Origin of the sequence: Candidatus Leptofilum sp. (genome assembly GCF_965223525.1) — a bacterium.
Lineage (GTDB): Bacteria > Chloroflexota > Anaerolineae > Promineifilales > Promineifilaceae > Leptofilum.
This window is the reverse complement of sequence record NZ_CBDCWX010000005.1, coordinates 1,460,578-1,479,960: the sequence shown is the minus strand read 5'-3', so window position 1 is coordinate 1,479,960 and position 19,383 is coordinate 1,460,578. Positions and strand designations below refer to the sequence as shown.

Below are 19,383 nucleotides of genomic sequence, written 5' to 3'. Positions count from 1 at the left end.
CTATCCACGTTTTTGACTCATAAAAACGACCGTACCCATCAATAATATGCCGATTAGAATGCCCGCGCCAATGAGAAACGGCCGTGCTGCGCCCTCTTCCCCCGGTGAATCAGCAGCCAGCGTTGCGCTTTCCGGCACATCCCCAATAACGGCGGCTGGGTGGGTAGGGGGATTGGTTGGTTCAGGCATGTGGGGAACGGCCGTTTCGCCATCGCTCAATGCAGGCGTTGCCGTCTGCCCCGCAAAACCACCAAATCCCAGCATCACTTGGTCGCCCGTAGCCAAAATCACCGTCCGGTTGCCGCTGTTGGTCAAAGTTTCATCTCGGCCTACCGAGCGCGTCACCTGGTAATTGCCCGCCGCCAAATCCGTGAGGCAAAATGGCTCCGACACGCCATCGGTGACGTAATTGGCTACCACAGATGCAGATGTGAAGACCGTAAAAGCAACCCCCGCCTGCAAAGGCTCGGTTGGTTCCCGCTCACCATTGCCATTCTCATCGGCAAAGGCCACCAAGCAAATTGCCGTCACAGGTGGTGGTGGAGCAGTGATTGTAGGCGTGGGCGGTTCTCTAGTGGCAGTTGGCGTCGGTGAAACTTCCGGCGTTGCTGTGGCGGTCACAATACCCACAATCAGGCGGTCGCCCGGCTGAATCAGCGCATCTTCTGTTAAATTGTTCAGGTCGAGCAGCTCTGTTAAAGAGATACCAGCGCGGGCGGCAATGGCCCAAAGCGAATCGTTCGGCAACACCTCGGCATAGATAATGCCCTCAGCATCCGGCGTGGCGGTGGGTAAATCTTGCCCTTGCAATTGAGGGGCAAAAACCAGCCACAGCAGCAAACTGCTGCCCAGCACCACCCTTAACCACCGCAGTTTTACCTGCATCTTGCCCATCCTCAACCACGTTCTCCAGACGAAACCCTAACGTTTTGTGTGCAGCCCAGCTAGAAGTTCAACTTCTCAGAGAAGTTGAACTTCTTTGTATTCACATGTGCAAAAATACGATTTCTTTGAGAGATCGTATTTTTCTAAGGTGCCAACTGCCAACTATCCTTTTGCAAATTACCATTATCATCAAGTACCGGCAGCCGATCCAGCGTTACCGGATCATACAGGCCAACTTGAATGATGTGCAATGCGGGATCGTAAGGTTCGCTGAGCGTAAGCAACCGCCGTTCATGCACCAGTTGGTTATCCCGCCACCAGTGCGGGAACCAGAATGCCCCGCCGGGCGGTGCATCTGCCTGGGTAATGAGCCCGTCTGCCCCCAACAGGTGCAAAAACGCAATTTGGCTGGACTGCCCGCCGCCAATTTTTTGCCAGATAAGATCAACTTGCACTGTTTGTTCGTCCAGCGGGGCAATGGTCCAGCTATGCAACTGAAATTCATTGCCAAATTGTACGGTTTGGGTGGCGTTCGGGCGCGTATTGCTGGCGTAGCGTACGTAAAGCGGATACGGTTCTGGTTCTAAGTCGCCACGGGCAAGACGGCCGTTTCCCACCACCACCATTTCCGCATCTGCCAACAGTTCTGGCACAAATTCCAAATCGCCAAAAGGCCAAGCGTACAGGCTCACAGGGTGGCCGGATGCAGCCAGAGACAGGCCATCTTCTGGCCGATAAAGCGTCACACTGTCCAAATCGGCCAAAAAGGGAATGCTCGGCCATCCTTTTTGGCTTGCTTCATCCCAAAACCAGCGATCCAGATAAACGGCCGTTCCACTATCTTCCGCATTCAAACTTTCCGCCAACTCAACCGCCGCCGCCTCAAAGAATAAGGCTGTCTCAGGCTGCTGACTATAATTAACATAATCCGTGATAGTGAGAAACAGACTGCCTGCCATGAGCATCGCTACCATCGTGCCACTCACTGCTTGTGGCAAACGCTCCCACCGCCACAGCCAAGCCAGCCCCAGCGCAGGCAAGAAGATCGCTCCGGGCAAAATGCCGACGGCCCGCAAAAAGTGGGGGGCATCCTCGGCCAAAACCGTCACGCCCAACATGATGCCGCTCCACAGCAAAACGGCCGTTGCCGCTGGCCTACGCCAATTTTGAAAACACCAACCCAAGCCTAGTAAAAACGGAACCGCCATCAGCCAGTCGAAGAACGGCCGTCCCGCCGGATTGTGGCGCACAATCGTGTCCCCCTGCCAGAAAAACAGGCCCAGCGAACGCCCAATTTGTTGCCAAAGCGTACCCCACAAATTGCCGCCATTGATGGTTGGATTGAGAATGGAAACCTGCCCCGTGCGCCCCAGCAGCAAATCCGGGTTTTGCAGGTAGAAGAGAGCGAGCGGGAGGAGGGTAACGGCCGTTCCCAACAAAAACCAACCGACCCCACGCCGCAGCCAATCGCGCCGTCCCTGGCATAGCAAAAATGCCACCAGCGTCAGCAACAGCAACGGCGTAAAGCGAATTGCCAAATAGGTATAGAAGCCGAGGCCATAAGCAATGCCCGCCGCCAGCCACCAGCCCACTTTTCGGCGACGATACGCCTCGGTGCCCAGCCAAAAGGTAAGCGCCAGTGCGGCTGGCAGCAAAATGGTGCGTAGTCCAATGCGGCTCAAATGGACGGGCCACAGCGTAATCGCCCACAGCCAGGCCGCCAGCAACCCCACGCGCCAGCCAAACCAGCATCGCCCCAGCTTGTAGACTAACAAGGTGGTCAAACTGCCCACAACGGCGGCAACCAGCCGCACGGCCAGCACGGTGCGGCCAAACAAGGCCACGCTCAAGGCCGTGAGGGTGATGTAAAGCGGTTCACGGCCGTTATTGGCGGTGAAAAAGAGGGCAAACTCGCCGTCCAGCGCGCGCAGGGCATCCAGGCCATTGAAGGCTTCATCACGGTACAGGCCGGGTGGCCAGATCCCCAAATTGTAGAGGCGCAGGAAAACGGCCGTACCCACCGCCAAGAGTAATAAAGCCCATCCAAATCTGGACGGGCTTCGATGATTTTTATGGGTCGTTTGCATAGGCTGCCTGTTTGTCAAAGCGAGGCAAGTATAGCAAAATAGCCCCTTGCGTCAACCAGACCACTGGGAGCGTTCCAGACTGATTTTGACCAAATTGATAAATGATTCATGAAGTCTAAAACTTTAATTCGACAATGAATGACCCATATTGCGTAGCGCGTATTTCGTAAAATTTGTCCAGGAATACGCCCCACGCAATACATAATGTTTTGATGAAAATTCTGCTCCTCTCAAAAGCGTGCTTGGTGGGTTCCTACCAGACCAAGCTAGAAGCAATCGCTCGGCACGGCGACGTGAACCTCACCGTCATTGTGCCGCCCGTTTGGCTTGATCCGGCTGGTCCGGTAACGCTGGAACGTATCCACACCGAAGGGTATCGCCTGCTGGTTGATCAGATACGCTTCAACGGGCAGTTTCACATGTACTACTTCCCGACACTCAAGCGGCGTCTGCATCAAATTCAGCCCGATTTGGTACACATTGACGAGGAACCCTACAATTTGGCTACTTGGCTGGCACTGCGGCAGGCGCGGCGCGTAGGTGCCAAAACGCTCTTTTTTTCGTGGCAAAATATTGTCCGGCAATATCCCTTTCCGTTTAATCTGCTGGAAAAGCAGGTGCTGGCCAAAGTTGATTACGGGCTGGTGGGCAACCGGGCATCGGCAGAGGTGTGGCGGCAAAAAGGGTATTGTGGGCCGCTGCGAGTGACACCGCAGTTTGGCGTAGACGCAACGCTGTTCCAGCCACTTAGCCAGCGAGACCCAGGGCGCGGCTTGGTGATTGGCTGTGCCAACCGGCGGTTGGTACCAGAAAAAGGAGTTGATTTGGTGCTGCGGGCGGTGGCCAAGCTGCCTGGCGTGTGGCGGCTGCACATTGCAGGGGATGGCCCAGATCGGCCGTCCTTACAAAACCTGGCTTACCAACTGGGCATTGCCGACAGGGTACAGTTTGACGGGGTCGTGACCTCGGCGCAAATGCCTGGCTTTTTGCAACAGCTAGACGTGCTAGTGCTAGCTTCGCGCACGCTGCCCAACTGGAAAGAGCAGTTTGGCCGGGTGCTGGTAGAAGCGATGGCTTGTGAAGTGGCAGTGGTTGGCTCAAACAGCGGTGAAATCCCCAATGTGATTGGTGAGGCAGGGCTGATTTTCCCAGAGGACGATGAGACCGCACTGCACCAACAGCTACTTAGGCTTATGCAGTCGCCACAGCTACGGGATGAATTGGGCCAGAACGGCCGTACGCGCGTACTCAACCATTATACCCAGCGCCAAATCGCCGATGAGACCGTTGCCGTCTACCGGGAAATACTTGCAACGGGTCACATAATTCATCCTTCATAATTCATAATTTTCAGAGGGGTATTTTGCAGGAAACCAACCATGAGTAACTTGAGCGGCATTTTGTGCGTGGATAAACCATTGGGCATCACCTCGCATGATGTGGTGGGGCGTGTGCGACGGATAGCGGGGCTGCGCCGCGTGGGTCATGCGGGCACGTTAGACCCGCTTGCCACCGGCGTGCTGTTGCTATGTCTGGGTCGCGCCACGCGCCTGATTGAATATTTGGTAGGGCATGACAAGGTTTATGAGACCACCGTACGTCTAGGGCAAAGCACAAACACGTATGATGCTGAGGGAGAGATTGTGGCGGAACGGCCGTTCACCGACCTCACCCTCCCCCAAATCAACGAAGCTCTGGAATCGTTTCGCGGCGACATTATGCAGCAGCCGCCACTTTACTCCGCCATCAAAAAGGATGGGCAGCCGCTGTACAAATTGGCGCGGCAAGGCAAAACGGATGTGGAACGGCCGTATCGCCCCGTCACCATTCATGAACTCACCCTGCTCAACTGGGAACCGCCAAATTTAGAACTGCGGATTGCCTGCACATCCGGCACCTACATTCGTTCGCTGGGGCATGATTTGGGGGAAGTGCTGGGCTGCGGTGGCCACTTGAGTGCGTTACGTCGGCTGGCGGTTGGGGATTTTGGTATTGAAACGGCCGTTCCCCTAAACACCCTCACCCCTGAAAACATCACGGATCATTTGCTGCCGCCAGATACGGTCATACGCCACCTGCCGCGCCTCGATTTGCCAGAAACGGCCGCTGTCAACATTTTGCAAGGCAAACCAATTCAAATAACCAGTGAGCCATCGGCTGAACTGGTGCGGGCTTACGGGCCAGATGGCCACTTTTTGGGCATCGTCGCCGCCGATGGCGACCAGTGGCGCGCCCGCAAAATGTTTCCTGCCGTCCCCTGATCATTTTGATACAATTCCATCCTATGATTCAAACTACAACCCGTGTTGAACAACTTTCTCACGTAACCGAGCGCATACCGACCTTTGTGGCCGTTGGCTCATTTGATGGTGTGCATTTGGGCCACCAAGCGGTGCTACAAGAGATGATTTCTGAGGCAAAGAAGGCAGGGGCGCGAACGGCCGTTCTCACCTTTTTCCCCCATCCCAAGCGCGTTATCCAGCAAATGACTGAACCTTACTACCTGGGTACGCTTGACCAGCGCGTCGCTTTGTTGGCCAAGCTGGGCATTGATCTCATCATCACCCACCCCTTCAACGAACAGGTGCGCCAAACCCGCGCGGCTACATTTGTGGACGAGCTGTGCCGTTATTTGGATATGCGCCAAATGTGGGGCGGCAACTTTGCCCTGGGTTACAACCGCGAAGGGAACATTCCCTTCTTGCGTAAGTTGGGTGAAGCGCGCGGTTACACCGTGCAGCAGGTGGATACAATGGTGCTGTGGCAAGGCGAGCGCGTCAGCAGCAGCCGCATTCGGCGCAGCTTGCTGGAGAGGGATTTGGTAGAAGTGAATGGCTGTTTGGGACGGCCGTATTGCGTCAGCGGCACCGTTATTGGGGGCAAGAAGATGGGGCGCACCATTGGCTTCCCCACCGCCAACGTCGATTTTTGGGACGAACAGCTGCTGCCCGCCCAGGGTGTGTATGCCACCTACGCCCGGCTGGGCGAAGAGCGCCATCTGGCAGCTACCAACGTGGGCGTGCGCCCTACCGTGAACGGTAGCGCCGTCACCGTCGAGGCCCACCTGCTTGATTTTGATGTGGAAATTTACGGCCGTACCCTCCACCTGGAATTCATTAACCGCATCCGCCCCGAAAAGAAATTTGACGGTTTGGATGCCCTCAAAACCCAAATTGCCGCCGATGTGGCCCAAGTGCGGCAGCTTTTAGCAAGCGATTGAGTTGAAACCATGTTCTTATTTATATTCGGAGCCATCATAGGATTTCTTTTAGCTATCTTTCCGATAATCATTAAGTACAAAGACGTTGACAAATATTCGCCTGAAGAGTTTGTTGAAGCGTATCCTGAAGTTGCATGGGTCAATCGTTTTTTAGGAAATGTAACCCTTATTTGGATTATTTTTTACGCCTTCGCCGGGCTTCTGTTGCTATCTCAGATTTTTACTGACCCTGTTTCACGATTTACATTAACTTTTTGGCTTGCGGGAGGTATTGGCCTGATAGATGGCGTCTTTGAGATCATTACCTTTATCTCTCCTGAAAGGATCGTAAATATGAGCAGAACCGGGAGAAACAGATTACTACGTCTCTCAGTGGGGGATAACGTTAGGTTTTATGGATCAATCCGCACTGCATTAGTTTTGTTGATCGGTTTAATCGTACCAAGAATAATCCAACTCACCACGAATTAACAAGTGGAACAAGTCTTAGACCTGTCCCAACGAAATCTTTTATGCAAGACGCTTACTTCAAAAAAACGCTCACCTTCAAGCAGGATGACCAACAGCTCCAGTTTCATGTGTCGCAGGAGCTGTTTAGCAGCTACGAGGTAGATACGGGTACCCGCTTTTTGCTACGCACCTTGAAACAACTACCAATGGCCGATGTGCAGCACGTACTGGACGTGGGCTGCGGCTACGGCCCGCTGGGGCTGACGCTAGCCAAGCTCAATAGAAGTCGCACCGTCTATCTGGTGGATCGAGACGCGCTGGCGGTTGATTTCTCACAGCAAAACGCTGAACTCAACAGCTTACATAATGTTTCAATTTACGGCAGCTTAGGGTACGATGACGTTACCGAACACAATTTTGACCTAATTCTCTCCAACATCCCTGGCAAGGCAGGTGAGGAGGTGGTTGCTCATTTGGTTCGCGGCGCAAGGCCATTTCTCAGCCAAAACGGTCACGTAGCCATCGTCGTCGTTACCCCGCTGGTGCCGCTGGTGGAAAAAACGTTGCGCGAAGTGCCAGATACGGCCGTTACCCTCAAAGAATCCACCGCCAACCATACCGTCTTCCATTACCACTTCACCGCCCCAACTACGGAAGAACCGCAACCAGCTTTTGCCAGCGGCCTCTTTTGGCGGGACACAATGGAAGTCAGTTACAAGAAGCTGAATTTTGGGATGCAAACGGCCGTTGGTTTGCCAGAGTTTGATACGCTTGGATTTGGTACACGACTCTTGTTAAACATGCTCAACGATATTCAACGAGAAACGATTGAGCATTTATTGGTTGTGAATCCGGGGCAGGGGCATACGGCCGTTGCCGCTTGGCACATGGTGCACCCCCGACAAATTACCCTGGTAGACCGAGATTTACTCGCCCTTAAAACCAGCCGCTACAACTTACAAAAAAACAGCTTCCCGGCGATACACATCCACAGCCACCACCAAATCGGGCTGCCCCCATTACAGACGCCTGCCAGCCTAATCCTCCACCCCCTGCGGGATAGCGAAGGGCCAAAACTGACTATAGCTCGCCTCAATTTATTAGCCGAACAGCTTGCTCCAAAAGGCAAAATCCTCATCGCTGCCAACTCCCATCTCATATCACAAGTTGAGCAGCAGCTAAAGAAAAGCCAGCTCTTAAAACCCCAAAAACGCAAAAAGCGCAAGGGCTTCAGCACCCTCAGTCTTCGGCCCAAATAAGTATCGTTGCCTAAAAGTGCCAGGCACAGGGCGGAACGGCTTTGGTTACTGCGAATTGTACAGCCCTGTGCCTGGCACTAACTACTCTTAGTTCATTTTGTTCGGTATTGACTGAACAAACAGAACTTAGTAAAATACCAGCATCTTCAAAAGAGGAGGCACGCTATTTGACTGGGCTAAATGATGTGTTGTTACGTTACATTGAAGAGTTCGGGATTTTCTTTGAACAGTACAGTTTGTCCCGAACAGGTGGGCGCATTCTGGGCTGGCTGCTGGTTTGTGACCCATCCCATCAAACGATGGACGAGTTAGCAGAAACATTGCAAGTAAGCAAAAGTTCTGTCAGCACCACCAGCCGAATGCTCATTCAATCTGGGCTGGTAAGCAAGGTAAGCTTCCCTGGTAAGCGCAAGGATTATTACCGCATTAGCGATGATGCCTGGGTGCGGGCATGGTCGGCTCGTAACAACCTCAACATTGCCATGCGGCGGCTGGCAGAACAAGGGCTTGCCTTATTGCCAGAGGATGATCCAGAACGTCGCGCCAGGCTGCAAACAATGCACGATCTATACAAATTTCTGGAAGCCGAGCTTCCTAAACTGATTGAGCGCTGGCTAGAAGAACAGGCTCAATCTGCCTAATCACCCCGCGCGACCTCGCTCGCTTCGTAGCTAAAGAAAAGGTAACTACCCTTAAATTGGCTTTTCTTTGTCTATTCCGCGGGCAGCGCAGGGCAATTGGGCAACCACCGGCTCGCAATTATTACAGCACAATTCTGTTGTGCTTGGAGAAGGCTATGAGTGAACATGTGATTGAAACTAGGGGATTGACGGTTTATTACGGCCGTCATCGCGGCATCCTAAACGTGGATCTCTCTGTTGAAGAGGGGGAGGTTTTTGGGTTTTTGGGTCCCAATGGAGCAGGGAAAACCACCACGCAACGCGTGCTGCTAGACATCATTCGCCCAACCTCGGGCAAGGCATCCATTTTTGGCCTGGATTGTCAGGAACAAGGTGTCGAAATTCGCAAGCGAATTGGCTATCTGCCTGGTGAGTTGGCGCTGTACAAAAATATGAAGGCGAGCCAATTCTTCAAGATGTATGAATTTTTGCGCGAGGAAAATGGCAGCAAAGGATATTGGCGGGAGCTAGCCGACCGATTGGATCTGGACACAACCCGAAAAATTGGCAATTTCTCTCGTGGGAACAAGCAAAAGGTGGGCATCGTGGCGGCGTTTATGAACCAGCCCGACCTGCTCATTTTGGACGAGCCGACGGGTGGTTTAGACCCACTAGTGCAGCAAACAGTGTTGGAAATGGTGCGCGAGGCCAAGGCAGACGGCCGTACTATCTTCTTCTCCTCCCACATCTTGCCAGAAGTACAGGCAGTAGCTGACAAGGTAGGCATCATTCGGGATGGTCAGTTGGTAACCACGCAGCGTGTGGAAGAGCTGGTAGCCCAGCGAGTAACGCGGCTCCACTTAACCTTTGCCAAGCTGCCGCCCAACGATGCGTTCCAGTTTGAGGGCGTTATAGAACTCAGCCGCAGCGAGCGGGGCGTGATGCTGGAAGTGCAGGAGAGTCTGCCGCAGGTCTTGGCAGCGGCAGCAAATCATCAAATTCAGGATATTGAGACAATTAACGTGAGTCTGGAAGAAATCTTCCTGACCTATTACGGCAAGGGGAATGGAGGCAATCATGCTTAGGTTACTGTGGCAAGAGCTCGTTTTTCGGCGCAACGCGATTATTGGCTGGGGACTGGGCTTATGTTTCTTCCCGCTGGTTTACATTTCCATCTACCCATCCGTCGCTGATGAAATGGCCGGGCTGGCTGATTTGGAAATTTACCAGGCGATGGGCATGAGTTTGGGCAACTTCTCTGATTGGGTCGGCTCAATTTTAATTGTGTTCATGCCGCTTATCGCAGCTATTTACGGCATCATCAACGGCACGGGTACGCTAGCTGGTGAAGAAGAAGACGGCCGTTTAGAAATGGTTGTGACGCTGCCGTTACCCCGTTGGCAAATTGTGGCCGCCAAGGCAATTGCTTTTACTATTTCGTCCGTCATCATGTTTGTAATCGTGGCTGTGGTTTCCATGTTGGTGTTTCAATCTATCGAAAGCCAGGTTGAGACGGAAATGGTGGCAGGTGATATGTTTACAAGCGTCATGATGGCGTGGCCGATTGTGTTTGCCGTGGGCATGATGAGCATGTTCCTGGCTGCATTCTGCGCCAGCCGCCGCTTCGCCTCAATAATCGCCGCCGCTGTGCTGGTGGTTGGTTACTTTGGCAGCAATTTAGCCGCCTCCACCACCGAACTGGAACCGTTCGAGCCGTTCTTCTTATTCACTTATTTAGATGCATCGGGAACGGCCGTTATCGAAGGCCAGGCAGCGGGAGATATGTTGGTATTTTTTGCCATCGGGCTGGTAAGCTTCGCCCTCGCCCTCTTCTTCTTCCAGCGCCGAAACTTGACGGTCGGCCTGTGGCCCTGGCAGCGAGCAAGAGTTTCGTAAGCAGTGAACGGTAATCGGTGAACGGTAAGCATGCAATTTTACCGATTACCAACCTACCGATTACCGTCAGAGGCGTGGGTCTATCGGCTCACTCTCCAAGGCTAACACGCCAAAAACGCATTCATGCACGTGGCGCAAAGGCTCACGCTTAACAAAACGTTCCAGCGCCTCAATCCCCAAAGCAAATTCACGCAAAGCGAGTGAGCGTTTACGCCCCACGTTTCGGTTTTTCAGCTTTTGCAAATGCTCAGGCAACGTGTACTCAGGGCCGTAAATAATGCGTAGATATTCCCGACCGCGACATTTCATCGCTGGCTGAACTAGTCCTTTGCGGCTAAAGGTGATGAAATCCACAGGTTTAATCACCATGCCTTCCCCACCCTGTTGGGTAAGTTGTTTCCACCAGTGAACGGCCGTTTCCTCACTTACCGCATCACTCAAGTTAACATAAATATGATTTGTCGCCAATAAAATGTCAGCCGCTTGCCCAGCTACGATCTGTTTAATCGTGTCCATGTGCCAACGGTGGTTTTTATCAGCATGAACCCGATTTTCTGTGGCAAGAATGTGGAACGGTGCCAGTCTTAAATCGGACACATTTTGCACCGGCCAGCAATAATTTCGGTACGCTTGCCGATACTGTTGGATCAGCTCTGCTTTTTGCCCGAATTGGCGTTTTAATGGCTCTGCTTCAATTTGGCGCTGTGCCAATTGCTCAAGCTGCCGAATTGCTTCGCCTAAGGATGCCTCAGCCGCCGCGCCCACGGCCGCATATTGATCTTTAAGTAATGCCTGCGCTTTTTCTGACCAGGGCATCAATTCACAATCCAAACAGACCCAAGACGTTTGCATCTGCTCCCAAAAGTTTGCCTGCGTGAGTGCTTCTTGCAAATAGCGCAAAAACTGTTGTTCAACGGCCGTATCCGCAAAAAAGCGTCGTCCTGTGCGCGTGTAAACAATCCCCAATGAACGTTCAGCAACCCCAAATCGCTTTTGAACGGCCGTTTCGCTCTGCCCCACAATCACCACTGCCCGTGAACCCATATGTTTTTCTTGGCAAATAAGTTCTTTGACATCGTTTTTGCGGTAATAATTGAACGCTTCCACGGGATGTTCCAACAACTCTGGCTCCCGGCTGGTTTCCGTGGGCGACATCGTTGGAGGAAAGTAGATCAGCCACTTGGGGGAAACGGCAAAGCGGCTCATCACTTCCAAAGCGGCGGTGCTGTTTTCTGCCTCCAGCGTGATTTTGCGCCGCAGCCGAGTTTGCACAATGCGCTTACCCGTTACATCTGCCAAATCCAGCATGTCATCACTGAGCTGCTGCGCGGTTTGCTGATTTTCAGGTTCAACATTTTGTAGCGGACGCGCCGATTTTGCATACTCTCTGGCAGCCGGGATGGAAATCAGTTCCCGTTCAGGATAGCGCAAGGCCGTCAATGCCCCACCAAAAACACAGCCGGTGTCCACGTTGATGGTATTATTCAACCATTCAGCCTGAGGCACGGGCGTGTGCCCATACACCACCGCAGCCTCTCCCCGATATTCCAGCGCCCAGTTGTAACGAATGGGCAAGCCAAATTCGTCAGTTTCGCCCGTTGTTTCGCCGTACAGGGCAAAATCCCGCACGCGAGATGAAGCACGCCCCTGTAGCTCTTCCTTCAAGCCTGCATGGGCTACAACCAATTTACCATCATCCAGCACGTAATGGCTCACCAGCGAGTAAATAAATTGAGCCATTTCCTGTTCAAAAGATTTCACATCGGGCAACGCTTGTATCTCATCCAGCGTTTGTTGCAAACCGTATTTAATTTGCACGTTACGGCCGTTCAAACAGCGCATCAACTTCGTGTCATGATTGCCCGGTACGCACAGCGCGTGGCCAGCCTTAACCATGTGATGTACAAGCTGGTAGCTGTCTAAAATTCTTGGCCCCCGATCAACCAGATCACCCAGGAATATCGCTTTGCGCCCTTCGGGGTGTTTGTAAACGCGATGATAGGTATAGAAACTTTCTTCCGGCAATTCTTCCCAAACGTAGCCAAGCTTTTCCAGCAGCAGTTCAAGCTCATCGGCACAGCCATGAATATCGCCAATGATGTCGAACGGGCCATGCTCGTCTTTGCGGTTATTCCACAACGGTTCGCGCTGGATTTCGGCCGTAGCCACATCTTCAACAGATTTCAGCGTGTGAATGCGGCGAAAGCCCTCTTTTTTGAGCCTTCGCAAGGAGCGGCGCATCTCTCGTATTTGGTTGCGAATCACGTGTTTGCCAAATGATCTGTCTGCCCGTGCTTCGTTGCGCTTCTGGCAAACAGATTCCGGCAAATCCAGCACAATCGCCACTGGTAAAACGTGGTATTGGCGCGCAAGCTGGACGTACTGCTTCCTGTCTTGGAGTTTAACATTGGTGGCATCTATGACGGTGAGACGGCCGTTTGCCAACCGCTTGGCCGCAATATAGTTCAACGCTTCAAACGCATCTTTTGTAACCGTCTGGTCATTTTCATCATCGGCCAGCAACCCACGAAAATAATCTGAAGATAGCACCTCTGTCGGCAAAAAATGCTGCCGCGCAAAAGTGGATTTGCCCGCACCAGAGGGGCCAATCAACACAACTAGCGCTAATTCTGGAATGTTTAGCTTCATCGTTCAAACACCCCCATTTGTGAAGGAGAACCCACGTTAGCATCCTCCGGCCCCAAATTCTCAAACCGCACAGTGTACCCATTTCTAGCGGCAATGTTTGTAGCCCACGCCTGAAACTCAGCGCGTGACCACTCAAAGCGGTGATCAGGATGCCGGAATTGGCTAGCAGGCAATTGTGGCCATATCACATTGTATTCACGGTTTGGGGTGGTGATTACAATCATTTTGGGTTTAGCATATTCAAAAAGCACCTTTTCAAAAGCCCTGAGGCGATCTGCATCAAGGTGTTCAATTACCTCAACTACGGCGGCGCAATCATAACCGGCTAGCTTTTCGTCCCGGTACATCAGGGAACCATGCCTAAGCTGAATGCGCTCCCGCTGCCTGGTGGGCAACTCATCGAGATGCAGGCGTTCCTGAGCCTTCTGCAAACTGCGGTAAGAAACATCCATGCCTAAAATCTGTGTAAATTGTGGCTCTTGCAAAAGCAGGCGAAGTAGCTTCCCTTCACCGCAGCCCAGGTCAACTATCTTTTGGCCGCCGCTCTCTTTTAATATTTTGGCAACCGCTTGCAGACGCTGCTGGTGCAGACCAAGGGTCACTTCTACCTGATCTTCTCTAGAATCCCCCGTCTCCGCATCTTCGGCACTGCCTTCCGACAATTGCGCCAACGCCTGCCGAGTCAGGTGTCGCCGATGCTTGAGCGCGCGGCTGATAATTTCCTCACGGGCAGGGTGCGTGTCTAGCCAAGATTCGCCCCGCTTTAGCAGCTTGTCAATTTCATCTTCCCCGACCCAGTAATGTTTTTCATTGTCCAGCACAGGAATCAACACATAAAGATGGTTCAACAATGTTTGAAGTGGTACTTTATTTGCCAATGTCAAGGAAAACAAAGAGCTGCTCCCCAACTCTGGGAACTCGGCATCCAGTTCAATCTGTGTCAAGGCAACATCATAGCCCAGCGGCTCAAATAAACGCGCCACGAGAGATACATCACCAGCAACGGAAATTGCTGGAAGGTGCGCCTTCAAGGGAATGGGTTGGTTAGCAAGGTTTGGATGCTCTTTGCAACGGCCGCTCAACGCCGAACCATACACCTGGGCAATCGCCACGCTCAAAAATGAAGAAGCAACGTAAGGCCGATCATTTACATAGGGCTGCAAGGCAAAGTTGAAGTTCCGATTTTTGCCGCCACGAGCCAGCTTAATAGGATCAACATCCAGCAAAAGCGTTGCGGTACAAAGTGCTTCCGTAGCTTCTGGATAAAAAACATGCGCCTTGCCAAAGCTCAGCTTGAATGTTTGCAGCTTATCTGGATGCTTGTGTAGCAAATAGCCCAGATCGGTTGCTGGTTGGTAAGTTGTTGTTATTGAAAGAAGCATAAATTTTTGTCGCTTTTATGGAACCGTTCAGTTCCTCTGGAGACTTTTGAAGTTTTTGACTTTATCGCAGTAATTTCCAAGCGCAGAAACTTCAAAAGTCTGAACGCTTGCACTTTTATTTTCAGGCAAACGAATTGAATCAACCGTGCCTGATTTTAGCAAATCTCTCACGGTTTTGTGATTCTGACTTTTACTAATTAGTGGGAGATTTTGAGCTATTCAGGCTCGTGGGAAGCGCGCCAGGCAGGTGATTTGTGAACGTGAACCACCTGCCAGCCGTTGGCATCCTTGATGAGGACGCGGCTTTCGTTGTGGCTGCGGTGCTGGATGCCCACGTCGGTGGCGATGGATAGCATGAAAGTGTAGGTAGCAACGGCCGTAATCACATCCCCACCTTCCCCATAAATTTGCACACGCGGCTCCCATAAATCGTAGCGAAAATCGCTATCAGTGCCTGCCCAGCTATGGTCAATCATAAACAGATGAAAATCAAGCCCATCCTGCCGATGTGGGGTCACAAACCATTCGTACAGAGATAAATCTTCGGCCGTAGTAACTTTGTAAGTTTCTACATCCTTACTGAAAATGCTCCGAATGTGCCGGTGTAAAAAGTCCCAAATCTCTTGTTCTAACGCGCTCATAATTACCCTTGATCCAGATGTTGCAGAGCCATTTGGACACGCTCATCGAAGGATTTGACGTCGCGGGGGATGTTTTGCAGGGCAGATTGGGCTTCTACAATACTAAAACCCAGCCCGGTGAGGAAGTCAATTACATCGGCATCTACGTCACTGACGAGCGGTACGGCCGTACTCACTTGCGTCAGATCCAATTTGTCGCGTAATTGGAACATGATCCGTTCGGCCGTTTTCTTGCCAATACCGGGGACGCGCTGGAGAACGGCCGTTTCCTCCCGCATAATGGCACTTTTCAGCATTTCCGGGCTAAGCGTGGCTAAAATGGAAAGTGCTACCTTTGGCCCTACGCCATTCACACCTAGAAGCACCTCAAAAAGCTGCAAATCTTCTTCCGTCTCAAAGCCGTACAGCGAAAGCTCCTGCTCCCGCACAATGAGGTGCGTGTACAACTGGATTGAACGACCGACGCCGCCCACATTTTCCAGCACCGTTTTTGGCACAAAAGTACGAACCCCTACGCCGCCTACATTCACAACCAGACTATTTTCTTCAATTTTCAGAATGGTTCCACTGAGAGAAGCTATCATAATCAATCCTGATTTATTTGCTTACGAACGATTTTACGGCCGTTGCTGGCAATGGCGACTTCCTCAAATCCAACTTTTTGAAAAGCAGCGGGCGAACCCATAAAATGGTAACTTTTATCTGGTTGCACCGGGTAGCCCTCTACAATTTCTGCTCCTCGAGACCTAGCATAATCAACAGCCGCACTCAATAGTTGACTGGCCACTCCTTGTCCCCGAAACTGTCGAGCAATAAAAAAACAAGTCACAGACCAAACTGGTTTTTCATCAACTCGCTTCAAAATGCGTGAACGCTCTAACCCTTCGAAATTTTCTCTGAGAGAAATGGAGCACCAACCAACAACCCTGCCTTCATGATAAGCCAATATACCAACAGGAACATCTTGTTCCACCAATGCTGCAAATTTGCGTTTACGCCCTGCAGCATTTTCTTTACCAAAGTCGCCGCTTCTTAAGCGCCACCGCATACACCAGCAGTAGTTGGGATTGCCATTTGCCTTGAAAAATGCCTCAAGATGGGACCAGCGCGCGACTGTAACTGGGTGAAATTCAAGCTCTGACATTTTCAATCATACAGGTTTTCGAACCGTTGGTAATGGTAATGGGTGATCGCCACCGCCAGACCGTCGGCGGCATCGTCAGGGCGGGGCGTTTCTTCGAGATCGAGTAGATTACGCACCATCAGCTGCACCTGGGCTTTGTCGGCTTTGCCGTAGCCAGTAACCGCATCTTTGATTTTGGGTGGGGAATATTCACCAATGGGCAACCCGGCGTTGGCTACAGTGAGCAGCAACACGCCCCGCGCCTGCCCTACGGTAATCGCAGTCGTCACGTTGCGACCAAAGAACACCTCTTCAATCCCAACGCTGTCTGGCTGGTAATCGTCAATCAGTTGCTGTAATTCTTGCTGGATTTGCTGCAAGCGCTGCGGCATGGGCGTTTTGGCGAGTGTGGAGATGACGCCGTAGGTAACGGCCGTAAGTTCCCCCTCCTCCACATCTACAATGCCGTACCCGGTGGTTGCCGTGCCAGGGTCTAAGCCCAAAATACGCATGAGGAATATTTAATTGTGAATAATGAATTGTAAATTGTGAATGACTTCCCGTTCACAATTCACAATTAACCGTTCACAATTCACACTTACCTACGCTGCTTCCATGGCCGCGATGGCTTCGTCGCTGATTTCCAGCGTGGAGTAAACATTTTGCACATCGTCCAAGTCCTCGATGACCTCAATCACCTTCATCACCTGGAGTGCCTGATCTTGAGCCAGATCGATGGCGTTGTTTGGCTCAAACACCATGCTGGCTTCTGCTACCTCCATGCCAGCCTCCTTAATCGCTTCGCGCACCGCCTGGAAATTTTCAATCTCGGTAAAAACTTCAGCCACCTCGTCAAACTGAATGTCATCGGCGCCTGCGTCGGCGGCAACCAGGAACAGTTCATCTTCATCCACGTCGCCACCCACGGCAATGTACCCTTTGCGGGTAAACTGCCAGGCAACGGCACCACCTTCCGCCATATTGCCCCCGTTTTTGCTGAGGGCGTGGCGCAAATCGGCCACGGCACGATTTTTATTATCGGTAACAACCTCAATGAGCAGGCCAATGCCGTTAGGCGCGTACGCCTCGTACATGAGCTCGAACAGTTCGGCGCCTTCCAATTCGCCCGTGCCGCGCTTGATGGCCCGCTCGATATTGTCTTTGGGCATGTTGGCTGCTTTGGCTTTGTCAATGGCCAGCCCCAGCCGGGTGTTAAAGGTAGGATCACCACCACCTTCACGGGCAGCAATAGTTAACTCTTTCGACAATTGCGTAAAGAGCTTGCCCCGCTTCTTGTCGGTAGCCGCCTTTTTATGCTTGATGGTGGACCATTTGGAATGTCCAGACATAATTTTTCTCCAAACTTTAATTACAAAAATTTGTCCGTTATTGGGATGTTGCGTGGGTATTATAGCACAGTTAGTAGGCCTTTTCTGGCAACGGCCGTTTCCACTCCGTTGCCCTCGCCCCACCCAATTTTCCCTGCGCCACTGCTGCATTCAGGTCGCCGCTACGCCAAAATTCGGCCAAAAAGTAAGCGATGAAGGCATCGCCGCAGCCAACAGTACTGCCCTGCACGGGGATGGCCTCCACGTTGAAAAATAGTTCTTGCGGTTGGATACGGCCGTCCCACACCAACACCCCCCGCGACCCCAACGTCACTACCAGCAGCTTGCCCAAGTCAAAGACAATTTGCCGTAGCTGCGGCAACAGTGGGTCGTCCGATTCCTTTGGCCAGCCGATGAAGCCCAAATCCACCAGCGGCATCATTTTGGCAAACCGCTCCAGTGTAAAGTGGCGAAAATCGAGGAAATCTGCGGAGAGAAACGGCCGTTCCCACACCCCCCGTTCTGCCAAACGATGCACCTCCCGCATCAAGCTATCCACCAATACGGTATGCACTCGCTCTGCCTGCGCTACCACCCCTTCCTCAGCGGGCGTTAGCTGGAAGTCTGCCAGCACGCCTTCCACAAAATTGTCCATGTAAATTTGTCTATCGGGTAAAAAAGCGATGTCAATGGCGGGCGTACGGCCGTTTCCCACCAAACTCTCTGGTAAATATGCAATCTGGTGCCGCTGAAAAAAGTCACGAAAAACCTGCGCCCCATCCGTACCAATGCGCGTCAGAAACAGATGCGGAAACCCAAGCTGCCGCCAATGGTACGCCATGTTCAGGCAGCCACCACCGGGGAGGATACGGCCGTTTTCCTTGTAAATATCCAAACTCGCAGCTCCCAGCAAGATTGTGGCTAATTCAGAAGTTTTGGTCATTTTCGTTTAAAAACTCACCGCAGAGGCACGGAGAGCGCAGAGTGTTTTAAATCCTCCGCGTTCTCCGTGACTCCGCGGTAAAAAATTACAAACCAGCCAGCGGATTGGCTCGCTCTGCCCCTAACGCCAAAAAGCGATCATAGCGCACCTCGACAACCTTGCTCATTTGCCAAAACGCTTCCACAGAAAGATGGGCGCAGCCTTCTTTATGGTACCAACCTTCGCGGCTAGGCAGACTGGTAATGAGCGTGGGGTCATGTACCGGCACAACCGCCGGATTGAGGCAAAATCCCGGCGAGAGCGGATCTCGGATTTGCAGCAGGTAGTTGCCACGAAAGCCTCTGGCGCGGGGCAGTTCGTGTGTTTGGCCGTCAGTGAGGTCAGTGAGATTGGTGGGGGTAACGGCCGTATCCACCACATCCGGCCATTCATCATCCTCCACTAACTCTGCAATCACCCGCCGCACCGAGATGTCCTGATAATGGTTCATCGCCGTGTGGGGCTGCTCATAGCTGTCGTCGTACACGTTTGTGATGTTGTCGTCGTAGACGTTGCCGCAAACGGCCGTTAAAAACCGTACCAACGCCGGATTACACCGCAAAAAATACCGATACGCCGCCTCATACTCTTTAATTGCTTCGCTAAATGGAACGCTGTTCCCCCGCACGAAGTATTGGATGCGCCAGTTGTTTGGGCCGAAACGGCCGTCTAGCACCTCCCGCCACTGCGCCTTCGCAATCCCCGCATACCCCGGCGTCCCCACCGGAATCCATAACTCGCTAAGCGGAGCCACCTGTTCAGGCTCAAGTTCTTGCCACCAGTTTGTCTGATCCATTTTTTCCGTAAACGGTAATCGGTGAACAGTAATCGGTGAACGGTAAAACCGATTACCGGCTACGG

At 52.3% G+C, this 19,383-nt stretch carries 19 protein-coding genes; 8 read left to right on the top strand and 11 right to left on the bottom strand.

What is annotated here, in order from left to right; all coding sequences use genetic code 11:
* Positions 1-885, bottom strand: a complete 885-nt coding sequence (locus ACOQPM_RS11870) for a LysM peptidoglycan-binding domain-containing protein (protein ID WP_420629475.1) — start codon at positions 883-885, stop codon at positions 1-3.
* 143 nt (positions 886-1,028) lie between these two features.
* Complete coding sequence (locus ACOQPM_RS11865) at positions 1,029-2,972, bottom strand: ArnT family glycosyltransferase (RefSeq protein WP_420629474.1); 1,944 nt, start codon at positions 2,970-2,972, stop codon at positions 1,029-1,031.
* Between the two features lie 212 nt (positions 2,973-3,184).
* Here ACOQPM_RS11865 and ACOQPM_RS11860 point away from each other — a divergent pair, with 212 nt between their 5' ends.
* From ACOQPM_RS11860 to ACOQPM_RS11825, 8 genes are all read left to right on the top strand, one after another.
* On the top strand, positions 3,185-4,312 hold the full coding sequence (locus tag ACOQPM_RS11860) for a glycosyltransferase (protein ID WP_420629473.1): 1,128 nt from the start codon (positions 3,185-3,187) through the stop codon (positions 4,310-4,312).
* A gap of 39 nt (positions 4,313-4,351) precedes the next feature.
* Positions 4,352-5,233 (top strand): tRNA pseudouridine(55) synthase TruB, encoded by an 882-nt coding sequence (truB, locus tag ACOQPM_RS11855; RefSeq protein ID WP_420629472.1) that lies wholly within the window; start codon positions 4,352-4,354, stop codon positions 5,231-5,233.
* 23 nt (positions 5,234-5,256) lie between these two features.
* Positions 5,257-6,192 carry a bifunctional riboflavin kinase/FAD synthetase gene (locus ACOQPM_RS11850; protein ID WP_420629471.1) on the top strand — a complete coding sequence of 312 codons (936 nt, stop codon included), beginning with the start codon at positions 5,257-5,259 and terminating at the stop codon, positions 6,190-6,192.
* A gap of 9 nt (positions 6,193-6,201) precedes the next feature.
* Positions 6,202-6,663 (top strand): hypothetical protein, encoded by a 462-nt coding sequence (locus ACOQPM_RS11845; RefSeq protein WP_420629470.1) that lies wholly within the window; start codon positions 6,202-6,204, stop codon positions 6,661-6,663.
* Between the two features lie 41 nt (positions 6,664-6,704).
* On the top strand, positions 6,705-7,901 hold the full coding sequence (locus tag ACOQPM_RS11840; protein ID WP_420629469.1) for a methyltransferase: 1,197 nt from the start codon (positions 6,705-6,707) through the stop codon (positions 7,899-7,901).
* A gap of 167 nt (positions 7,902-8,068) precedes the next feature.
* Positions 8,069-8,542 (top strand): GbsR/MarR family transcriptional regulator, encoded by a 474-nt coding sequence (locus ACOQPM_RS11835; protein ID WP_420629468.1) that lies wholly within the window; start codon positions 8,069-8,071, stop codon positions 8,540-8,542.
* Between the two features lie 155 nt (positions 8,543-8,697).
* Positions 8,698-9,606 (top strand): ABC transporter ATP-binding protein, encoded by a 909-nt coding sequence (locus ACOQPM_RS11830; protein ID WP_420629467.1) that lies wholly within the window; start codon positions 8,698-8,700, stop codon positions 9,604-9,606.
* Positions 9,599-10,417, top strand: coding sequence for an ABC transporter permease subunit (locus ACOQPM_RS11825; protein WP_420629466.1), 819 nt, complete (start codon positions 9,599-9,601; stop codon positions 10,415-10,417). Before ACOQPM_RS11830 ends, ACOQPM_RS11825 begins: the two co-directional genes overlap by 8 nt.
* Before the next feature lie 66 nt (positions 10,418-10,483).
* On the opposite strand, the gene ACOQPM_RS11820 is transcribed toward ACOQPM_RS11825, so the two are convergent.
* From ACOQPM_RS11820 to ACOQPM_RS11780, 9 genes are all read right to left on the bottom strand, one after another.
* Positions 10,484-13,066 (bottom strand): polynucleotide kinase-phosphatase, encoded by a 2,583-nt coding sequence (locus ACOQPM_RS11820; RefSeq protein WP_420629465.1) that lies wholly within the window; start codon positions 13,064-13,066, stop codon positions 10,484-10,486.
* Positions 13,063-14,448, bottom strand: coding sequence for a 3' terminal RNA ribose 2'-O-methyltransferase Hen1 (locus tag ACOQPM_RS11815; protein ID WP_420629464.1), 1,386 nt, complete (start codon positions 14,446-14,448; stop codon positions 13,063-13,065). Before ACOQPM_RS11815 ends, ACOQPM_RS11820 begins: the two co-directional genes overlap by 4 nt.
* Positions 14,449-14,663: 215 nt before the next feature.
* On the bottom strand, positions 14,664-15,089 hold the full coding sequence (locus ACOQPM_RS11810; RefSeq protein WP_420629463.1) for a nuclear transport factor 2 family protein: 426 nt from the start codon (positions 15,087-15,089) through the stop codon (positions 14,664-14,666).
* Between the two features lie 2 nt (positions 15,090-15,091).
* Positions 15,092-15,673 (bottom strand): Holliday junction branch migration protein RuvA, encoded by a 582-nt coding sequence (gene ruvA, locus ACOQPM_RS11805; RefSeq protein ID WP_420629462.1) that lies wholly within the window; start codon positions 15,671-15,673, stop codon positions 15,092-15,094.
* 2 nt (positions 15,674-15,675) lie between these two features.
* Positions 15,676-16,233: a GNAT family N-acetyltransferase gene (locus ACOQPM_RS11800; protein ID WP_420629461.1), complete on the bottom strand. Its 558-nt coding sequence runs from the start codon at positions 16,231-16,233 to the stop codon at positions 15,676-15,678.
* Between the two features lie 2 nt (positions 16,234-16,235).
* Positions 16,236-16,724 (bottom strand): crossover junction endodeoxyribonuclease RuvC, encoded by a 489-nt coding sequence (gene ruvC / locus ACOQPM_RS11795; protein WP_420629460.1) that lies wholly within the window; start codon positions 16,722-16,724, stop codon positions 16,236-16,238.
* 90 nt (positions 16,725-16,814) lie between these two features.
* The gene (locus ACOQPM_RS11790; RefSeq protein WP_420629459.1) at positions 16,815-17,561 is read right to left on the bottom strand and encodes a YebC/PmpR family DNA-binding transcriptional regulator; all 747 of its coding nucleotides are present in this window, start codon (positions 17,559-17,561) and stop codon (positions 16,815-16,817) included.
* 70 nt (positions 17,562-17,631) lie between these two features.
* The gene (locus tag ACOQPM_RS11785) at positions 17,632-18,483 is read right to left on the bottom strand and encodes a PfkB family carbohydrate kinase (RefSeq protein ID WP_420629458.1); all 852 of its coding nucleotides are present in this window, start codon (positions 18,481-18,483) and stop codon (positions 17,632-17,634) included.
* Positions 18,484-18,568: 85 nt separating this feature from the next.
* Positions 18,569-19,318, bottom strand: coding sequence for a hypothetical protein (locus ACOQPM_RS11780; RefSeq protein ID WP_420629457.1), 750 nt, complete (start codon positions 19,316-19,318; stop codon positions 18,569-18,571).
* Between the last annotated feature and the right edge of the window lie 65 nt (positions 19,319-19,383).

Coding starts and splice junctions, on each gene's coding strand:
- ACOQPM_RS11785 (WP_420629458.1), bottom strand. CDS start 18,483: ATGACCAAAACTTCTGAATTAGCCACAATCTTGCTGGGAGCTGCGAGT.
- ACOQPM_RS11800 (WP_420629461.1), bottom strand. CDS start 16,233: ATGTCAGAGCTTGAATTTCACCCAGTTACAGTCGCGCGCTGGTCCCAT.
- ACOQPM_RS11830 (WP_420629467.1), top strand. CDS start 8,698: ATGAGTGAACATGTGATTGAAACTAGGGGATTGACGGTTTATTACGGC.
- ruvA (WP_420629462.1), bottom strand. CDS start 15,673: ATGATAGCTTCTCTCAGTGGAACCATTCTGAAAATTGAAGAAAATAGT.
- ACOQPM_RS11790 (WP_420629459.1), bottom strand. CDS start 17,561: ATGTCTGGACATTCCAAATGGTCCACCATCAAGCATAAAAAGGCGGCT.
- ACOQPM_RS11845 (WP_420629470.1), top strand. CDS start 6,202: ATGTTCTTATTTATATTCGGAGCCATCATAGGATTTCTTTTAGCTATC.
- ruvC (WP_420629460.1), bottom strand. CDS start 16,724: ATGCGTATTTTGGGCTTAGACCCTGGCACGGCAACCACCGGGTACGGC.
- ACOQPM_RS11870 (WP_420629475.1), bottom strand. CDS start 885: ATGCAGGTAAAACTGCGGTGGTTAAGGGTGGTGCTGGGCAGCAGTTTG.
- truB (WP_420629472.1), top strand. CDS start 4,352: ATGAGTAACTTGAGCGGCATTTTGTGCGTGGATAAACCATTGGGCATC.
- ACOQPM_RS11780 (WP_420629457.1), bottom strand. CDS start 19,318: ATGGATCAGACAAACTGGTGGCAAGAACTTGAGCCTGAACAGGTGGCT.
- ACOQPM_RS11840 (WP_420629469.1), top strand. CDS start 6,705: ATGCAAGACGCTTACTTCAAAAAAACGCTCACCTTCAAGCAGGATGAC.
- ACOQPM_RS11865 (WP_420629474.1), bottom strand. CDS start 2,972: ATGCAAACGACCCATAAAAATCATCGAAGCCCGTCCAGATTTGGATGG.
- ACOQPM_RS11860 (WP_420629473.1), top strand. CDS start 3,185: ATGAAAATTCTGCTCCTCTCAAAAGCGTGCTTGGTGGGTTCCTACCAG.
- ACOQPM_RS11825 (WP_420629466.1), top strand. CDS start 9,599: ATGCTTAGGTTACTGTGGCAAGAGCTCGTTTTTCGGCGCAACGCGATT.
- ACOQPM_RS11850 (WP_420629471.1), top strand. CDS start 5,257: ATGATTCAAACTACAACCCGTGTTGAACAACTTTCTCACGTAACCGAG.
- ACOQPM_RS11820 (WP_420629465.1), bottom strand. CDS start 13,066: ATGAAGCTAAACATTCCAGAATTAGCGCTAGTTGTGTTGATTGGCCCC.
- ACOQPM_RS11810 (WP_420629463.1), bottom strand. CDS start 15,089: ATGAGCGCGTTAGAACAAGAGATTTGGGACTTTTTACACCGGCACATT.
- ACOQPM_RS11815 (WP_420629464.1), bottom strand. CDS start 14,448: ATGCTTCTTTCAATAACAACAACTTACCAACCAGCAACCGATCTGGGC.